Genomic DNA, 16983 nt, shown 5'->3' with positions numbered 1-16983 from the left:
TAGTCTCCTTTGGTTTAATGAATGATAAGTAACCACATATATAATGCCGCTAGCGTGATGAAAAGCGTTGGAATGGTTAAGATGATTCCTGTTTTAAAGTAAGTACCCCAAGAGATCTTCACCCCTTTTTGGGATAAAACATGCAGCCAGAGCAAGGTAGCAAGTGAACCAATCGGCGTGATTTTTGGACCTAGGTCCGAACCGATAACATTGGCATAAATAAGCGCTTCCCTGATCACTCCAGAGATGTCAGTGTCAGCAATCGAAAGTGCGCCAATCATGACAGTCGGCAAGTTATTCATGATGGATGAAAGAACGGCTGCGATGAATCCCATACCAACAGTAGCAGCAAACAACCCTTGGTTTGCCATCAGTTGAATAAGGTCACCCAATATACTTGTCAATCCTACGTTTCTTAGTCCATAAACGACGACATACATGCCAATCGAAAAGAAAACAATTGCCCATGGAGCCCCTTTTAAAACTTTTTTGGTATCTATCGTATTGCTGCGTCTTGCCATCAGCAAAAAGAAAATCGCTACTACTCCAGCAATAAAGGAAACAGGGATATGTAACAACTCGCTAATAAAGTACCCTGCTAGCAACACAGCCAATACAATCCAAGATAAGCGGAACATTTTCTCATCTTTGATCGCTTCAACTGGCTTCTTTAACACATCCATTTCATATTGCTTTGGAATATTCTTTCTAAAATATAAATACAACAATAGGATGCTTGCCGCTAATGAAAACAGGTTTGGTATGATCATCCTGGATGCGAACTCACCAAAACCGATGTCAAAAAAGTCGGCAGACACTATGTTCACAAGATTACTTACGACAAGAGGCAATGAAGTCGTGTCCGCAATAAAGCCGCTAGCGATGATAAACGGAAATACCATTTTCTCTTCCAGCTTCAAATTCCGAACCATCGCCAACACAATCGGCGTCAAGATTAGGGCAGCTCCATCATTTGCAAACAACGCAGCGACCAGAGCGCCAAGAATACCTACATACACAAACATTTTAATACCGTTTCCTCTGGCTGCCCGTGCCATGTGCAAAGCGGCCCATTCAAAGAACCCTATTTCGTCTAATATTAAAGATATAATAATAATCGCAATGAACGCCAATGTAGCATTCCATACTATACCTGTTACAGCCATTACATCGTTAAAGTCAACAACCCCAACTAGTAACGCAAGTACCGCACCACCGCATGCTGACCAGCCGATTGACAATCCCTTTGGTTGCCAGATGACAAGCGTCAGTGTAAGCAAAAAGATGGTACAGGCTAATATAACCGAACCCACTGATTTTCTCCTCCTCGTTAGTCACAACAAACTCTTCTTCCCTGGAATTCTATTTCATCCACTTTAAAACGCTGGCTAGGCAGCTTATGAAGGATGTCTAGAATAAAAGGGTAAAACGGATAATCGGAATTTAATGAGTAATAAATCCATTGACCGCATCTTCGTTCCTTTATAAGTCCGCTGTCTTTTAACTTTCGTACATGCTGGCTGATAGCGGGTTGGCTGATTTCAAACAGATCGACCAACTCACACACACAGCATTCGTGTTCCATCATGATTTTCACCATTGATAACCGCGTTTTATCACCCAAGAGCTTAAGAATGCTGGATGCTGATTCTATCGTTATTACATCTTGTGCCTGCATGTGGCACCCCCTATGTATATTTGTAAATAACTATTTGCTTATATACGGTTAGAGAACTATATCATTGTATAAGCATTTTCTTATGTGTGCAACTGGGTTACTTGTATTTTATATAATAATCCCTATCTTTAAAACTGACGTACAGTTCTTTTCATTACCATAAGGGAAAGAGTCAACATAGTAAAGAAGCACGCCAAATAAATTACCAGCTTGAAAACACCTCATTCTACTTTATGAACTTTCACCCCACCATCGACATAGTGAATAGCCCATTAAAGAGTTTTAAATACCCCAACATGTGTCGCCGTCCTAATCTGTTATTCCTAACATGGTGACTATATTGGTTCATTTCAAGTGGAATGGCGTAGATTTCAGTCAACATCTAAACTGAACCTAACTAATAGAAAGACCGTAATAAATACTGTAAAATCAAATAAACATTATAATGGTTGCTGCATTTTGCAAATCTGAGAGTCAAAAAAGGACTGATCTTGTTATGAGCAAGAATGACCCAACAGAATTTATTACGATTGTACCGAATGGGAAAGATGATACACAAAATATACAGAATACAGTCAATACAGCCAATGGAAAAACAATAGTCCTTAACGGTGAGTATTTTGTAACAGAACCCATTGTCGGCAAGAGCATTAATATTCTAGCTAAAAATGCTATTATTAAATCCAAAAACAAAGGAGAAACATTCTTAGCTAAGGGAATTTTAAGAGGTACATATATAGCTACCGGCGGTTATAACAAAGGCGCAAATTACATCTTATTAAACCATACAGCTGGTATTAAAAAAGGGGACATCATTCGAATTGTAGCATCGAAAGAACTCTATCATCCCTCAAGAGGCTACTACTGGAAAGGCGGGAACTTTGAAATATCGAATGTTGAGGCAGATAGAGTCTGGATACATGGGGCCATGCCCTTTGATATGAAAATGATCGATATAGTTGAGGTACATGATCCAGCTTGCGTGAAAATTGTTGGATCCTTAAGAATTGAAAATACTGCTCCGCTTCCAAATGGATTATTTGGAATCAGAATAGATTTTGGCAAGGATATTTATATAGAAGGAGTAACGGTGGATAACTATGTAACCTGCATTACACCAAGGTTCTGTGTAAACGTTCATATGAAGTTTGTTAAAACGGAACGTGCCTATTACTCTGGTACCGGTACTAGCTATGGTTTGGCTACCATCAGTTCTACGAATATCTTATATGAGAATTGTTCCACTCAATCTGGCCGGCACGGTCATTCTTCGGGTGGATGGGAACCTGTTTATAATCTTCAATTCATAAACTGTATGATATTCAATGAACCACAGGCAGCTAATTCCGCTTCAATGGATACGCATGATAATCTCGTCAATGTTATCATGCAAAACTGTCAGATGGACTCATTCCAGCTTGCAGGCAATGTAACGATGCTTAATTGTACTGTATTCCATAAGGCAAGGAAGCATAGCGGTTTTGTTTCTCAAAATGCATATGACAAAGCAAATTACATTTTCGATGGGATTTACTTTCCTAACGGGGGAACTGTTCAATTGAACGGTTATTCGCAGAGCGGCGGTTCATGGACAATGGATAAGGTTGGTTCAGTTATTGCACGGAATTGGCGCTCGCCTGTATCGATGAATATCATGTTTAGAGCCAAACAAACGAACAGGTCAATGCCTGTACAAAATATCGGCAGTGTTCTGGTAGAGAACTGCCGAAATCTTCAAGTTTTAGTTGAAGATCATATAGAAAATGTAACTGTCAGTAATTCTGTTTATAGCTTGGATGCAGTTTTCATCTATCAGTATGGTGGACATGTGAACAATATAAAAATTGATAGTTGCACCTTCACTGCCAGGTATCACGCAATCCATCTTATTCATTTTACATCTTGCTTGATTACAAATTGCTCCGATCTGGATATCGGGAATCGGGCACCAAGGCTGGTGGTGGCATGCAGAAAAGGCATATTGACCATGATCAATAATAATCTGCCGCATTTCACGCAAGGTTTGGCAGTTCATGTCAACAAGTATGTATTAATCAATACGGATATTCCTTTCTATGGCAGGCCTGTTGGTACAGCTGTTTTAATATAAAGCGTATATACAGTATTAGCTGTCTAAGCGGTGGCAATTGTATCTAAGTTAGTTTCATAAACGCATAAAAAGATGGGTTCGTTTAAAAACATAGTTTTAAATGAGCCCATCTTTGTGTTTTATGAATATTTACAGTTTGCAGTGATAAGTTACTTAGGCTGCATACGAATAGCGCCGTCTAGACGTATGGTTTCCCCGTTTAGCAATGGATTTTCGATAATGCTCTGGGCCAACATTGCATATTCAGAAGAATAACCTAATCTTTTTGGAAACGGCACCATTGCGCCCAAGGCATTACGAACCTTTTCAGGAGCGCCGGCCAATAATGGAGTATCCATTAGTCCTGGAGCGATGGTTATGACGCGAATTCCATGGCTTGCAAGATCACGGGCAATCGGCAATGTCATGCCCACAATGCCGCCCTTAGATGCACTATAGGCGGCTTGGCCCATTTGTCCATCAAATGCAGCTACAGAAGCGGTGTTAATAATGACGCCTCTTTCCCCTTCTTCATTCGGGGAATTACGTATCATTTTCTCCGCAACTAACCTAATAACGTTAAACGTACCAATAAGGTTCACTTGGATAACCCTCGTAAAAGTGCCAAGATCATGCGGCTTTTCTTTGCCGACAGTTTTTTCAGCAGTTCCAATTCCTGCACAATTAATGGCAGCATGAATCACTCCGAACTTTTCGATGGTTTGATTAACAGCTGACTGCACTTCTTCTTCACTTGTAACATTGGTTTTTATATATATGACATTATCGGACCCTAACTTCTCAACTAGGGAAGTTCCTCTATCTTCTTGTAAATCTAGTATTGCTGCATGTCCGCCATTTTCTACAAAACGTGTGACTGTAGCTTCACCGAGTCCAGAAGCTCCGCCCGTTACAAGGGCTACATTCCCTTTAATTTGCATAACTCATCCTCCCTTTATATTAAATTAGAAAAAAAATTACCCTATTCTCTCAATGATCGTGCCGTTTGCCATCCCGCCGCCTTCACAAATCGCCTGAAGTCCGTAACGTCCCCCTGTTCGTTCAAGCTCATGCATCATCGTTACCATCAGTCGAGCCCCTGAACAGCCAAGTGGATGACCTAACGCTATAGCTCCACCATTCGGATTAAGTTTCTGAGGGTCCGCTTTCAATTCATTCCTCCATAATATTGGGACTGGAGCAAAAGCTTCATTTACTTCATAAGTATCCATATCTTCAATCGTAAGGCCTGCTTTTGATAGCGCCTTTCGCGATGCTTCTGCAGGGCCAGTCAGCATAAGAGTAGGATCAGAACCAACTACCGCACGAGATACGATACGAAATCTTGGTTTAAGGCCTAATTCTTCGGCTTTTTCTCTTGACATTAACAGGAGAGCCGCAGCACCATCACTCATTTGGCTAGAATTGCCTGCATGGATTCTACCGCCTTCCATGAAAGCAGGTTGTAAGGAAGATAACTTTTCAAGAGTGGATCCCCTTCGTGGCCCTTCATCTTGTGTTACAACTGTTTTTATTCCGTCGTCTGACGTTACTTCAATAGGCATGATTTCACGCTCGAAACGGCCTTCCTCTTGTGCCCTTAGAGCTCGTTCATGACTTTCAAGTGAAAATTCATCTAATTCACGACGGCTATATCCCCATTTTTCAGCAATCCGCTCGGCAGACAGGCCTTGGTGTATCATTTCATATTTAGAAGTGAGGGTTTCACTCCAGGAGGAATTTTGGCGGGATGCGCCCATTGGGATTCTTGACATGCTTTCTACCCCGCCTGCGATTGCAACATCCATGTCTCCAGCTAAAATAGCTTGCGCAGCAAAATGAATGGCCTGTTGGCCAGAACCGCATTGTCTATCTAGCGTGGTTCCAGGAACATGGATCGGGAAACCGGCCATTAATGCGGCTGAACGGGCAATATTCAATGCTTGTTCTTCAACCTGTATGACACAACCTAAAACCACGTCTTCCACGATTTCAGCTGAAATGCCAGCGCGGCTAACCAATTCCTTTAAAACCTTTGCAGCCAGTTCATCAGGACGAACGGTGCTTAAAGCTCCCTTTCTTTTGCCAACAGGTGTACGAACAGCTTCTACGATCACAACTTCACGCATCAATACTTTTCTCCTCCTTATGGTTCATTGGGATTTTAAAGGCAACTCTACCACCTTAGAATTCTACATCACTGAAAAAACCACCATATAATAGCTATGAAGGAATGTTTATATGTAGAACGTAATAGTACTTTTATTAAAGTTTTCCTCGTTTTCTTCTAGTTACAAAACACTTAAACATTGGAAAGCGATGATAGGCTTTTTCTAATAAACTCTAGCGATTGATTTGCTTCATTAGTAATTTGTTGGAACAAATCCCTAATCGGCAAAACTTCTTTTATAAGTCCTACTGATTGCCCGCATGACCATATGCCGCCGTTTATGTCTCCATCGAAATATACGGATTTCGCCCTTTGCCCTGTAATTAAGGGCAGTAGCTGTTCAATTGTTGCACCCTCCTGCTCAAGACGGTCTACTTCCTTACTTACCTCATTCAAAGCAACACGGGAAGGACTGCCAATGTTTCGCTGAATAATAATGGTGTTTGTTTCATCAGCGCCAACCATCCATTGCTTAATATGATCGTGAATGGGGGCTTCTTCAGTTGCCATAAATCGGGTACCCATGACAACTCCCTCTGCTCCAAAGGCCAATGCACTAACCAAGCCTCTTCCATCAGCATATCCCCCGCCTGCAATGACAGGGATGTTTACTGAATCAACAACTCTCGGCAGCATAACGAGAGAACCTACATCACTCATACCTGGGTGTCCGCCAGTTTCATTTCCAACAACAATAACAGCGTCAACACCAAGTTTTTCAGCAGTAACTGCATATTTCACACCAGCTACCTTGTGTAAAACGATGAATCCATTGTCCTTCAGCATAGGCATTAATTCTTTTGGGCTTCTTCCGCTTGTTTCAACGATTTTTACTCCTTCTTCCATCAAGACGTTTATGAACTCTTCATTAGGAGTAACGGTTTGGCTTGGAAACAAGTTTAAGTTTACAGCAAATGGTTTATTTGTAAGCGCTTTAACTTTATGTACTTCCTTACGAAGTCCCTCTGGGGTCACTTGTGTTTTGGAGGTTATAATTCCTAATCCGCCCGCTTCGGATACTGCAGCCGCTAATTCAGCCCGGCCCACCTGGAACATTCCGCCGCAAATAATTGGGTATTCAATTCCTAAAAGCTCTGTAATCCTTGTTTTCACAGTTTTCTCCTCTCTGCCTTGTGAAGTTGGTAAAATATTAAATTGGGGAGCTCAATACATTTGATTTACCTGCTAATTCAAACAAACAGTACCGGATGACTGGATAATCTCGTCCTCAGTGAGACTCTTCCCTTTCTTTAGCCCAACGCAAGCTTTTTACACTTTCACCCCATTCTTGAGCAGCGACGCCTACAACAGCACCTTCAGGAATGTCATCGTGCTTATAGAGAGCACCTTCTACTTCCGCAGCATAGATGTTTTCCCCGCCGATAATAATCATGTTTTTTTCGATCCACTACATAGATAAAACCCTCCTCATCCATTCGGACTAAATCGCCGCTATGAAACCAACCTTCTTTAAATGACTCTTCTGTGGCTTTTGGATTCGTGTAGTATCCTTTCATTAGTGTAGGCCCACGGTAAACGATTTCTCCTATTTCACATAATGGGACATCATTCATGTTTTCATCTACCACTCTTACTTCGACATTTATTACAGGTTTTCCTACCGAATTTGTCTTTCGAATTGAATCTTGTACGGAAAGCTTATGCCGGATTAAGAATGACATCTTCGTACTCTTCTTCAATAAAGAGAATTTTTGTATCGGAATTGTTGATCATATAAGCATTCCTCAGCCGCTAGCCGAAAATTAATGGCACACTTACCCCGCCGGATAACGCTAGACCAAATAAGACGGCTTCCTTTATAAGCCCATGTTTTTAGCAATAATCGTTTTCATGATTTCATTAGTGCCCGCATAAATGGAGCCTACAGCTACATCTCGGTATCTTCTTGCAATCTCGTACTCTTCCATATAACCATATCCTCCATGAAGCTGCATGCATTCATTGGCGACACTCTTAGCTAAATCAGTGAGCCACCACTTTGCCATGGACACTTCATTGACGACATTCTTTTTCGCCATGTGATCCATTATTAATTTATCTACAAACGTTTCACCAATCTTAATTTTCGTAGCCATTTCAGCGATCTTAAATTGTGTATTTTGGAATTTACTGATCGGTCTACCGAAAGCAGTCCGCTGTTTTACGTAATCAACGGTGATATCCAGCATATGCTTACAGGCTGTAATACTTCCGATTGCAAGCATGAGTCGCTCTTGCTGAAGCTTTTGCATAAGGTAGTAGAATCCTTTGCCTTCCTCTCCAATTAAATTTTCTTGCGGCACCACAGCATCTTCAAAAATTAGCTCAGAAGTATCATTTGCATGCTGTCCCAATTTGCGCAGCTTCTTGCCTTTTCTAAATCCAGGTGTTCCTTCTTCCACTACTATTAAGCTAATCCCAGTGTGTTTAGGAGTGGCATTTGGATTTGTTACACATACAACGATTACAAAATTAGCGGAATAACCATTTGTAATAAAGGTTTTTTCTCCATTTAAAATGTAACGGTCACCGTCTTTTTTTGCGGTTGTTTTGACTCCAGCCAAATCGGAGCCAGTTCCCGGTTCAGTCATCGCGATCGCAGAAATCATATCACCGCTAACAGCCTTTGGAAGCCACCTTTGTTTTTGTTCCTCGGATGCAAACGCATCGATATAGGGGATTACAATATCATTATGAAGGCCTATTCCTAGTCCTCCTCCTACTTTATCTAATTCTTCCGCGATGATAACCGAGTACCCAAAGTCAGCATTAGAGCCTCCATATTTTTCATCCACCCAAGGACATAAGTATCCCTGTTCACCAGCTTTCTTCCAAAATGATTTAGGTACTTGCTTTTGTTCTTCCCACTGTTCAAAATATGGATAGGCTTCTTGTTCCAAAAACTTCCTAAAAGCTTTTCTGAAGATTTCATGCTCTTCTGAAAAATATGGTTTAGTCATTGCGAAAACTCCTTTGTATTTTCTTTGGTAAATAAACGTTTATCCTATCTATTTCTCAATGGCGTTTTTAGAATCTTTCCTGTTGTTGTTTTCGGAAGCTCCTCCATAAAATAAATCTTTCGCGGGACCTTGTAGTGAGCAAGTTTCTCCTTGCAGTATGAAATAATCTCTTCCGGTGTTTTCTCTTGCCTTACAACAAGATAAGCAGCTACCTCCTCGCCAAATGTCGGATCCGATTCACCCACCACTGCACATTCAACTACATCCGGATGACCGTAAAGCACTTCCTCTATTTCACGTGGATACACATTGTATCCGCCGCGTATAATCATGTCTTTCTTCCGGTCAATGATATACAGAAGCCCGCGTTCATCTTGTTTGCCAAGATCTCCGGTAAAGACCCATCCATCTTTAATCGTGGCTGTTGTTTCTTGTTCCTTTTTGTAGTAACCTTTCATCGCATTCGGCCCTTTGAAAATGATTTCTCCAACTTCGCCTGCTGGCACCTCTCTTCCATTTGGATCCACCACTTTTAACTCAAGGCCAGGTAGCGGATAACCAACCGATCCGTGGACCCTTTCTGCATTTGGCGGAAAACAGCTGATCATAACAGTACTTTCTGTTTGTCCATAGCCCTCCCCAATATCTACTCCCATTGCCGTATTCACTTTTTCCAATATTTCTACAGGAAGGGATGCACCGCCACAGCCGGCCACTCTTAGCTGAGAGAAGTCTAATTCATTAATTTGGGGGAGATTCACAAACATCGTATACATCGTTGGTACACCAAGGAAGATTGTAATTTTCTCGTTGGCAATTCGTTCAAGAATCATATTCGGGATGAACCGCTCTTCTAAGTATATGGTTGAGCCTACTAAAATACTGTTAAGCAATCCTTGTAGTTTAGCATAGGCATGGAACAGAGGAAGAACCACAAGAATCCGATCCTCGCTGGTAAGCTCTAACATTTTTGCACCTGTTTCCGTCATCCACTCCAAATTTCCATGAGTGATTAAGGCACCCTTTGGCTTGCCTGTTGTCCCCGATGTGTAAATAATCTGGGCAAGACTATCTCCATTTTTTGGTTCAATAAAATAATCAGCATCATCACCGATGACATCACGCAAAGAAACATAGGAAGCGGCAGGCTGTAAGGAAAAAATGGTTTTAACAGTTGTGAATTTGTTCTCTGCTTTTTGAACCTCAGCCAGTCCGATTTCATCAACGACCAAAGCAAATGCTTCCGAATCATTGAGAATGTGAGTGATCTCATTTTCTTTAAACGTTGGATTGATTGGAATAACGGTTGCGCCAACTGATAATAAAGCAAAATAAGTGACGATATATTCTGGTTTATTTCCCATCATTAATCCCACGTGGAAGTTGTTTTGAATTCCATATTGTCTAAAGCCAACCGCTTTTTGTTTTACTCTCATGAAAAGTTCCTGATAAAAAATTTGTTGGCCCTTAAACACAACCACAGGATGTTCCGGTCTAGCTTTAGCCGAGTTTAATAATAATTGCGAAATATTCATTATATTCCTCCTTTTAAATCACTTTTCATGGAATCTGGAGTTGCAACAACCCTATTGACGTTCACAACAAAAACAGGACTTTCGCAACAAACATACTAAAGTTCGCAACAAAAACTCGAATTTCACAACAAATCCATTGAACTTCGCAAAGGGATCTCACAAAGGTGTGTTAACTCAGCGTAGTTAAAATAAATGCTCTTTTTAAAGCGCTTTCAAATCTTTGGAGCATTCTCATTGATTGAAGAAAAAGGTTAAGAAGAGTGGTAGGAATTAGTTAGAAAGGTATGAATGGAAATTTTATTGACCGCTCCAATTTGGCTTTCGTTTTTCGGCAAATGCGCGTGGACCTTCCTTTGCGTCCTGACTACTAAAAACTTCTGCCGTATATTGGGCGTTAGGCTTCCATGCTTCTGGAGGAAAACTGATTGTTGAATCCAAAGCTCGGTAAACGATCTCCTTACTGGCTTTGATTGCCAATGGAGCATTTTCTGTAATTTCTTCAGCAAGCTTGATTGCTGCCTCGAGAACTTGGTTGTGAGGAACGACTTCGTTGACTAGGCCCCAATGTTTTGCTTCTTCTGCAGAGATACTCTTACCAGTCAAGATGGCATGCATGGCTACTTTAACAGGTATCTGTCTTGGTAGACGCAATAGTCCTCCGGCAGCTGCGATAAGTCCGCGTTTCACCTCGGGCAAACCAAATGACGCTCTATCAGAAGCAACAATAAGGTCGCAAGCTAACGCGATTTCTGTTCCTCCGCCAAGGGCAAAACCATTTACAGCTGCAATAATAGGTTTCGAAATATGATTTCTTACAATCCCGGCAAAGCCCCATTCCTGCATCTCTTTAGTTGTTTTGATTCCGCCGGCAGCTATTTCCTTCAAATCAGCACCTGCTGAGAATGCTTTTTCACCAGAACCGGTAATGATCGCAACCCAAAGATTAGGATTCTCATTAAATTCCTTTAGAGCTGTTCCCGTCTCGTGCCATAGCTGGCTGTTCACGGAGTTCATCGCTTCCGGCCTATTAAAGGTGATAATAGCAATTTTGTCTTTCTTCTCAAATGTAATTGCCTCGTAATTCATCAAATTCCTCCTTGTTAATCAAATGGGTTGATGTGGTGATGTAAAATGAATAATCTCAGGTTGAAATCAATGATTTGTGCCATGTACAAGTTTTTACTAGAAATCACTGAGAACCTAATCTAGTTTCTTACTACACTATTTGGAATGAACATGAGAAAAATACTAGTTACAACAAAAAGATAACGTCTTATGTTAAAACATACAACAGATAATAGGTTATTTCCTGTTCGTTATTAAACATTCTTATGGAATTTTGTAAAAAAAATTCACTTTATTTAACAACAGGTTAAAAGGAAATGACCTTGTTCTTTCCCTGAATTGGCATACATTTTCGTTATAACGTGCAGTTTATTAATCATTTACTCACCACCTCATGCATGTTATTCGCTTAACGTATACATTGAGCCTTTTCCAAAAGTTATTTACAAGTTCACACACGCGTTCATACTTGTCCTAAAATCTTTCCTCATAACAACTTAAAATGAAAATTCATTCTTACATACTTAAAAAGAACTTGGCTAGATTAAAAATGACTCCTTTTTAAATAACTGTAAGGTGGTGTTTGAAACGAGAAAAGAAAGTGTTAAGCTGGAAACTCGACTAGAAAAAGAAGAAAATGAAACACTTGGAAATTCTAACATAGAAAAAACATGGAAAGAAAACGATATAAAAAATTATAGTAGGGCGTGGGAGGATGATCGTCTATAAAGCTGCTCGATCAGTGGCTTTGATAATTGTTAATTGATAGGACAGTATAATAATCAAGTGATGAAAGGAGGAACTAGGATGGATGAACGCCAATCCCGAAATAATCAAGTGCCGCCAATGAAAAATGAAATGGTGGAAGAAACACAAAGACCTGCAACAGAATTTGACCTTTTAGAAGGCTTCGGTGCATCCGGACAGCCTGAAGTGATTGATGATACAGGTGTTGGGCCAGAAAGCCGAACTCGAAAACCGTAGCGTAGGAGCTTTTCTTTGATAAAATTCAATCTTTTTCGTTTATTACCCCTATCTTATAAATGAATCCAATAAGTAGATGAAATCAAAGGAGTGAGTAAGATGAGCCAAAAACGTGATAAAGGATATAGCCAGAATGGGAAACCAAGTAGCAACACAGTTGATCCCGTTATCGCAGCAGAAGACGTCGAAAAAGCCATTTATCCAACTAATAAGCCTCCACGTAATGCAAAATAGTAGTTACATTTTATTAACCCGCCGCTATTTTTAGCGGCTTTCGTATTATGTTTTCCCCTTACTTAACCCCCAATATCAATAGTCTCCCCGTTTCCCTAATTGATTCTCTACCTTACCTTGATGTGTATGCGAACCATAATCGAATGGTACGAACTAGGAGTTAAGTACTTTCTGGCCGGCCGCCTGTTTCATTATTGATCCCATTACTCTGTCGAAAATAGCCTTAAAGCTTATCTAATATATTTTCCTTATCAACTTCTTTATTAAAGGTCAGCACCTCATCGACTGGCTCATAAGCTTCACCATAGAATTGCCGATCCTTATACGTGTGTATCATCTCATATGTCTTTTTCATGGCATTGTAAATCATTTCTTCGGATTCATTGCTTGGTGCCCAGAATAAAATTTCCATTTTATTATTCTCTTGTGTAGCCAGCGATTTTCTCTCGTAGCCGATGGATATGGCATGTTGAAACCCTTCCCGTTTATAGAAATGCAATCGTTTTTCTGAGTCGCTGTCTTCGTAATTCATTGGTTCTACTTCAAGTATGATTGGCTTCCCTTTCCGTTTTAATTTCTCTATTAATTTATGGCCTAGACCCTGCCCACGGGCATCTTTTGATATAAATAAATAATCAACGAATACAAAATTACTTAATTCAACGTATAGCAACACATGATTCGGACTTTCATCTTTTTGATAAATATCTGACCGTTCACGAAGCAAGGTTTCCATGTGTTCTCTAGATTTCATTTCTTCAACGGGAAAGTATTGATTTAACTTTTCATACCAATGCATGAGCATGCTCCTTTTCACATTCTACAATATTTTTCTACCCAAATATAATGTAGATATTTTTTATGTCTAGAGTATTTGTTCATTTTGAGCATTTAATTCTGCTATCTTGAATTAACACAATTTTGGTGATTATAAACTCTGAATTAGCATCTGCCGTAAATAAAGGTAGTTTTGTTTCATACAGAGAGGTTACTACATCATGTATATAATGCCTATTCTACTGTCTTTTTGTTTTTTGGTTACCTTATTACCAGGAGGTGAAAAAATGGATCGTCATATAGAAAAGGTTGAAGAAAAGTTGAATGTTGAGCTTGGAGGCATGGGCTTATATGGTACGACAACCAATGAACCAATTGCCGGGTACGAGGCTTCCGGGGATATTGAAAATGCAGGAAGACTGGATAAAGGCTTTAAAAAGGAAGAAGGCCATAGGGGCGCCACCTCTTCGCTAAAGGGAGAACACCAGAGGGATTAAATTGAGATGCAGATAGCCCTAGTGGAAAAAGCTGCTATTTTTGCAGCTTTTTTCACGTTTTATAGCTTTTTCTGCTTTAAGGTGTGGATTCCCCTTCCAACTGACACCTTTATTGTTTTTATACGAATAAAAATAAGATCTTTAACCAAATATCAAAAAGGAGGAAACAATATACGATGACTGACCTCATTAAAGATACTGTTGGAGGCCTTGCTATTGCGATCTGGTCAGAAATACGTACCAATCTAAAGTTAAAACACGCTTAAACTCAACTCACATGTAAAACATATCCTCCTAATTTGAATGGGGTTTTCAAGTTAAACAAAAGAATGCCCAACCATTAATGGTTAGGCATTCCGTTCATTCCACTACCTTCATGCACGTTCTAATCTTCTTCTTCCAAAATATCGTCAAACGCCACAGAGACTCTCTCAAATTCCGTGTCACTCTCTATTGCTGACAAATCGCCTTCCTCGTCCACCTTTAAAAAGAAAATATCGATATCTCCTTCATTTTCTTCTCGAAGATCTTCAACAAAGCTTACTGCTACGTAATCAGTATTTTCTAGCGTTAACATCGCCAGGACTTCCACTTCCTGCTCTTCGTCATCTGCATCGCTGATCGTAAAAATTTCGCCGACTTCCACTTTTTCCAAGGTACATCCCCCTCTCGAAAACTCATCACTGATATTACTAATTATTATCTTCCCTAATCCAATGAATTTCATGCTCAAAATATGTATTTTTTAATAGGCATCCAGGTAGTCATTTGTTGGCTGTAACAGAGTGTTTATAATCCAAAACTTCATTATTATTCAGAAGCGTCCTTAATTCATCGGGAACGCTAACTTTCATCCTTGTTTCCCGGTCAATGGTGGCAAGAACAACTTCAGCTTGGGCCACAAGTTCTTTTTGCTGGTTGACTATCGTTTGAGTTAGGGTGAAGCTTGTGTTTCCAACTCGATTCATGACTGTCTTGATGTAGAGCTTTTCTTTATCAAATATTTCCTTTTTAAAGTCCATGCTAACATGTACTACGACTGCTGAAACGTCGTGCATCCTGCAAAAATAATACCACTCCTTGCGCGCTTGGTCTAAATAATCAAAAAGTGTCACATTGCTTACGTGGCCATGGCCTGATTCTGACAGGAGTTCATATTCTGTGTACACCATTCGTGCTTTAACCTCTTTTCATTATTAAGCCTTCTTTCATTATTGTAGTTCGTTATATATCGCGCAAATTCCTTCCACAGCGTGTTACTGGGAACCGCAAATATAAAATTTTCTGTTTATTTGTCATATTTAAGGAACATTTGTCAAAAACCTTCCATTCATTGAATATTTTCTGCATAATGTATTTTATGTCCACTATGTTTATTGATATAAATGATTAAAGAAAAAATCGATGATTAGGGGAATTTTTTATGTTGTTCAGATCAAACGAAAAATTAGAGCACAGGATCAAACAGCTTAAAAAGGATTTGATTCGCATTGTGGAAGCAACCGGCTTGAACAGCCATGAAACGCTCAGCTGCAGTCAACAACTAGACCAGCTAATCACGGTTTATCAAAGGAATTGCAGGAATGAAGAAAACAAAAATAGAGAAAGGGTAAGTGTGAACACCATTGAAAAAACGCCTTTTGGTTAGGGAGTAATGAAAGCGTTACTAATTAAAAAGCTTCATTACTCCCTAACTATCAACCTTTCCTATCTTTTCTCCTTTCCCCTCATAATTTTGCTGGTACATAATATTTGACCAGGATGATTTTACCACAGTCAACTTCTCTTCTTTTTTGGTACAATTTGAGATAGATTTTTTACCATTTTGAAAGGGACTCGGCTGATGAAAAAACTTTTTGTCCTCCTGGCATTTTTACTGGCCATCCTATCGTTAGGAATTATTCTCTCCATGAACTCAGGCAATGTAGAAGTTGAGGAATTACACGAGTCAAATAAAGAACTTAAGTTTAAGGAAACGCCCAGGCTTGCAGAAGCAAACTCCAAAGTGTTAATGGCGTATATCCAGGATTTTCGAGATCCTGGGATGGTTGATTATTCGATGGTAACTCATGTGATTTTTTCCTTTGCTCACCCGACAAAGGAAGGAACCCTTATGTTTAATGGCGAAACTGCAATGAATAATTTACGCACAATGGTTTCAAAAGCCCATGAACAGAACACAAAAGCAATTCTCGCAGTAGGTGGTTGGTACCATATTGAAGGCGGAGAATCCTATGAATATTTTAAGGTTGCCATATCCAATCCAAATACCAGAACTAAACTTGTTCGTGAACTCGTTCATGTTGCAAAACAAGAAAAGCTGGATGGTATTGACATTGATTTTGAGCATCCCCGCTCAGATGAAGATGCCCACAACCTGGCAGTTTTCACTGAAATGTTAAGTGATGAAATACACGCCATAAATAAAGAACTGTCGATCGCCGTGTATTCAAAGATTAATAGTGTGACGGGAACCGAAATGAATTATGTAGTATTTGACACCACGATGTTTCAGCATGTCGATCATGTTAATATTATGGCTTATGATGGCCAATGGGATGGAGGCTACAATGCCGCTAATTTGTCTCCCTATCCGTTTACAAAGAAAATTGTGGACTATTGGTCAAAACTATTTGATTCAAATGGGATATCTAAGAAAAAACTCGTATTAGGCGTCCCCTTCTATGCTCAACCAGAAAATCAAGCATCTAAGCAGGTTTCTTATGCCGCGATTGTTGACAATAATCCTAAAAACGCAACACGTGATACAGTTCATATGCACGGAACCACCTATCACTATAACGGCACCTTAACCATGCAAAGAAAAACTAAACTGGCACTTGATAACGGTTTTGGGGGAATGATGCTCTGGGAGGCCGGACATGATGCGCAAGGTAAATATAGTTTGGCACTTGCCATTTCTAATGAACTGCAGAAGCCAGGAAATGAGCAGGAAAAGCAATACACATTAAATACACAAGATAAAAAATAAGT

The 16983-nt window shown here is 39.9% G+C and carries 19 protein-coding genes; 6 read left to right on the top strand and 13 right to left on the bottom strand.

Going from position 1 to position 16983, the window contains the following annotated elements; all coding sequences use genetic code 11:
- Window positions 1–14: 14 nt before the first annotated feature.
- Together CUU64_RS03185 and CUU64_RS03180 are read right to left on the bottom strand one after the other, a co-directional pair.
- On the bottom strand, window positions 15–1313 hold the full coding sequence (locus CUU64_RS03185) for an arsenic transporter (protein WP_101631824.1): 1299 nt from the start codon (window positions 1311–1313) through the stop codon (window positions 15–17).
- Window positions 1314–1330: 17 nt separating this feature from the next.
- Window positions 1331–1678, bottom strand: a complete 348-nt coding sequence (locus CUU64_RS03180) for an ArsR/SmtB family transcription factor (protein WP_101631823.1) — start codon at window positions 1676–1678, stop codon at window positions 1331–1333.
- A 496-nt stretch (window positions 1679–2174) separates the two neighbouring features.
- Here CUU64_RS03180 and CUU64_RS03175 point away from each other — a divergent pair, with 496 nt between their 5' ends.
- Window positions 2175–3788 carry a hypothetical protein gene (locus CUU64_RS03175; protein ID WP_101631822.1) on the top strand — a complete coding sequence of 538 codons (1614 nt, stop codon included), beginning with the start codon at window positions 2175–2177 and terminating at the stop codon, window positions 3786–3788.
- 149 nt (window positions 3789–3937) lie between these two features.
- Here CUU64_RS03175 and CUU64_RS03170 read toward each other — a convergent pair whose 3' ends face one another.
- The 8 genes from CUU64_RS03170 to CUU64_RS03140 form a co-directional block, all read right to left on the bottom strand.
- On the bottom strand, window positions 3938–4708 hold the full coding sequence (locus CUU64_RS03170; RefSeq protein ID WP_101631821.1) for a 3-hydroxyacyl-CoA dehydrogenase: 771 nt from the start codon (window positions 4706–4708) through the stop codon (window positions 3938–3940).
- Window positions 4709–4744: 36 nt separating this feature from the next.
- On the bottom strand, window positions 4745–5896 hold the full coding sequence (locus tag CUU64_RS03165; protein ID WP_101631820.1) for a thiolase family protein: 1152 nt from the start codon (window positions 5894–5896) through the stop codon (window positions 4745–4747).
- A gap of 173 nt (window positions 5897–6069) precedes the next feature.
- Window positions 6070–7050 carry an NAD(P)H-dependent flavin oxidoreductase gene (locus tag CUU64_RS03160; protein ID WP_101631819.1) on the bottom strand — a complete coding sequence of 327 codons (981 nt, stop codon included), beginning with the start codon at window positions 7048–7050 and terminating at the stop codon, window positions 6070–6072.
- A gap of 115 nt (window positions 7051–7165) precedes the next feature.
- Window positions 7166–7330 carry a hypothetical protein gene (locus tag CUU64_RS22885; RefSeq protein ID WP_308302328.1) on the bottom strand — a complete coding sequence of 55 codons (165 nt, stop codon included), beginning with the start codon at window positions 7328–7330 and terminating at the stop codon, window positions 7166–7168.
- Entirely contained in the window at window positions 7272–7619 is a 348-nt protein-coding gene (locus CUU64_RS03155) for an AMP-binding protein (protein ID WP_308302326.1), read from the bottom strand. The genes CUU64_RS22885 and CUU64_RS03155 overlap by 59 nt, the downstream gene beginning before the upstream one ends.
- A 135-nt stretch (window positions 7620–7754) precedes the next feature.
- Window positions 7755–8897 (bottom strand): acyl-CoA dehydrogenase family protein, encoded by a 1143-nt coding sequence (locus CUU64_RS03150; protein WP_101631818.1) that lies wholly within the window; start codon window positions 8895–8897, stop codon window positions 7755–7757.
- Between the two features lie 44 nt (window positions 8898–8941).
- A complete protein-coding gene (locus CUU64_RS03145; protein WP_101631817.1) occupies window positions 8942–10432 on the bottom strand; it encodes a long-chain-fatty-acid--CoA ligase in 1491 nt (496 codons plus the stop codon).
- 297 nt (window positions 10433–10729) lie between these two features.
- Entirely contained in the window at window positions 10730–11518 is a 789-nt protein-coding gene (locus CUU64_RS03140; protein ID WP_101631816.1) for a crotonase/enoyl-CoA hydratase family protein, read from the bottom strand.
- A 786-nt stretch (window positions 11519–12304) separates the two neighbouring features.
- Between CUU64_RS03140 and CUU64_RS21825 the strand changes: the two genes are divergently transcribed.
- Window positions 12305–12481: a hypothetical protein gene (locus tag CUU64_RS21825; protein WP_180954445.1), complete on the top strand. Its 177-nt coding sequence runs from the start codon at window positions 12305–12307 to the stop codon at window positions 12479–12481.
- A 99-nt stretch (window positions 12482–12580) separates the two neighbouring features.
- Entirely contained in the window at window positions 12581–12715 is a 135-nt protein-coding gene (locus CUU64_RS22450) for a hypothetical protein (RefSeq protein ID WP_257985393.1), read from the top strand.
- A gap of 223 nt (window positions 12716–12938) precedes the next feature.
- Here the strand turns inward: CUU64_RS22450 and CUU64_RS03135 are convergent, their stop codons facing one another.
- Window positions 12939–13514, bottom strand: a complete 576-nt coding sequence (locus tag CUU64_RS03135) for a GNAT family N-acetyltransferase (RefSeq protein ID WP_101631815.1) — start codon at window positions 13512–13514, stop codon at window positions 12939–12941.
- Between the two features lie 265 nt (window positions 13515–13779).
- On the opposite strand from CUU64_RS03135, the gene CUU64_RS03130 reads away from it, so the two are divergent.
- Window positions 13780–13989: a hypothetical protein gene (locus CUU64_RS03130; protein WP_101631814.1), complete on the top strand. Its 210-nt coding sequence runs from the start codon at window positions 13780–13782 to the stop codon at window positions 13987–13989.
- Between the two features lie 385 nt (window positions 13990–14374).
- Here the strand turns inward: CUU64_RS03130 and CUU64_RS03125 are convergent, their stop codons facing one another.
- Window positions 14375–14644, bottom strand: coding sequence for a DUF1292 domain-containing protein (locus CUU64_RS03125; protein WP_101631813.1), 270 nt, complete (start codon window positions 14642–14644; stop codon window positions 14375–14377).
- Between the two features lie 109 nt (window positions 14645–14753).
- Window positions 14754–15161 (bottom strand): acyl-CoA thioesterase, encoded by a 408-nt coding sequence (locus tag CUU64_RS03120; protein ID WP_101631812.1) that lies wholly within the window; start codon window positions 15159–15161, stop codon window positions 14754–14756.
- Between the two features lie 251 nt (window positions 15162–15412).
- Between CUU64_RS03120 and CUU64_RS03115 the strand changes: the two genes are divergently transcribed.
- Complete coding sequence (locus CUU64_RS03115) at window positions 15413–15637, top strand: aspartyl-phosphate phosphatase Spo0E family protein (RefSeq protein WP_101631811.1); 225 nt, start codon at window positions 15413–15415, stop codon at window positions 15635–15637.
- 195 nt (window positions 15638–15832) lie between these two features.
- Window positions 15833–16981, top strand: coding sequence for a glycoside hydrolase family 18 protein (locus CUU64_RS03110; protein ID WP_101631810.1), 1149 nt, complete (start codon window positions 15833–15835; stop codon window positions 16979–16981).
- Window positions 16982–16983: the final 2 nt, after the last annotated feature.

This window comes from Bacillus sp. V5-8f (assembly GCF_002863565.1).
Classification (GTDB): Bacteria; Bacillota; Bacilli; order Bacillales; family DSM-1321; genus Peribacillus.
Note: the sequence above shows the minus strand (reverse complement) of the source record. Positions and strands in the feature narration are given on the sequence as shown.

Excerpts from the sequence above, each read along its gene's own strand:
- CUU64_RS03180 (WP_101631823.1), bottom strand. The coding sequence starts at position 1,678 with ATGCAGGCACAAGATGTAATAACGATAGAATCAGCATCCAGCATTCTT.
- CUU64_RS03175 (WP_101631822.1), top strand. The coding sequence starts at position 2,175 with ATGAGCAAGAATGACCCAACAGAATTTATTACGATTGTACCGAATGGG.
- CUU64_RS03170 (WP_101631821.1), bottom strand. The coding sequence starts at position 4,708 with ATGCAAATTAAAGGGAATGTAGCCCTTGTAACGGGCGGAGCTTCTGGA.
- CUU64_RS03165 (WP_101631820.1), bottom strand. The coding sequence starts at position 5,896 with ATGCGTGAAGTTGTGATCGTAGAAGCTGTTCGTACACCTGTTGGCAAA.
- CUU64_RS22885 (WP_308302328.1), bottom strand. The coding sequence starts at position 7,330 with ATGATTATTATCGGCGGGGAAAACATCTATGCTGCGGAAGTAGAAGGT.
- CUU64_RS03155 (WP_308302326.1), bottom strand. The coding sequence starts at position 7,619 with ATGTCATTCTTAATCCGGCATAAGCTTTCCGTACAAGATTCAATTCGA.
- CUU64_RS03150 (WP_101631818.1), bottom strand. The coding sequence starts at position 8,897 with ATGACTAAACCATATTTTTCAGAAGAGCATGAAATCTTCAGAAAAGCT.
- CUU64_RS03145 (WP_101631817.1), bottom strand. The coding sequence starts at position 10,432 with ATGAATATTTCGCAATTATTATTAAACTCGGCTAAAGCTAGACCGGAA.
- CUU64_RS03140 (WP_101631816.1), bottom strand. The coding sequence starts at position 11,518 with ATGAATTACGAGGCAATTACATTTGAGAAGAAAGACAAAATTGCTATT.
- CUU64_RS21825 (WP_180954445.1), top strand. The coding sequence starts at position 12,305 with ATGGATGAACGCCAATCCCGAAATAATCAAGTGCCGCCAATGAAAAAT.
- CUU64_RS22450 (WP_257985393.1), top strand. The coding sequence starts at position 12,581 with ATGAGCCAAAAACGTGATAAAGGATATAGCCAGAATGGGAAACCAAGT.
- CUU64_RS03135 (WP_101631815.1), bottom strand. The coding sequence starts at position 13,514 with ATGCATTGGTATGAAAAGTTAAATCAATACTTTCCCGTTGAAGAAATG.
- CUU64_RS03130 (WP_101631814.1), top strand. The coding sequence starts at position 13,780 with ATGGATCGTCATATAGAAAAGGTTGAAGAAAAGTTGAATGTTGAGCTT.
- CUU64_RS03120 (WP_101631812.1), bottom strand. The coding sequence starts at position 15,161 with ATGGTGTACACAGAATATGAACTCCTGTCAGAATCAGGCCATGGCCAC.
- CUU64_RS03115 (WP_101631811.1), top strand. The coding sequence starts at position 15,413 with ATGTTGTTCAGATCAAACGAAAAATTAGAGCACAGGATCAAACAGCTT.
- CUU64_RS03110 (WP_101631810.1), top strand. The coding sequence starts at position 15,833 with ATGAAAAAACTTTTTGTCCTCCTGGCATTTTTACTGGCCATCCTATCG.